At 57.3% G+C, this 279-nt stretch carries 1 protein-coding gene; it reads left to right on the plus strand.

Going from position 1 to position 279, the window contains the following annotated elements:
• Nucleotides 1-147 precede the first annotated feature (147 nt).
• Nucleotides 148-279 (plus strand): LysR family transcriptional regulator (locus EN874_RS33425; RefSeq protein ID WP_127428880.1); only part of this gene is annotated, 132 nt, incomplete at its 3' end.

Below are 279 nucleotides of genomic sequence, written 5' to 3' on the forward strand. Positions count from 1 at the left end.
ATCAAGGGTTCCACTCTTGCGATCATGAAGGATCTTGGTCATTTTCCGATGAGCGAGAACCCCACTGCCTTCAGGGCCTATTTCAAGGAGGCACTGGAAAGGGTCACGCGGGTGCCTGCCCGGCTGATGGATGCCTGACAAACGGCCATGGACTTCAAACGGCTGAGCTATTTCCTGGCAGTGGCCGAAGAACTTCATTTCGGGCGCGCCTCGGCGCGGCTCGGAATTGCTCAGCCTCCATTAAGCCGACAGATCGCCCAGTTCGAACGGGAGATCGGT

Origin of the sequence: Mesorhizobium sp. M1D.F.Ca.ET.231.01.1.1 (assembly GCF_003999155.2) — a bacterium.
Lineage (GTDB): Bacteria > Pseudomonadota > Alphaproteobacteria > Rhizobiales > Rhizobiaceae > Mesorhizobium.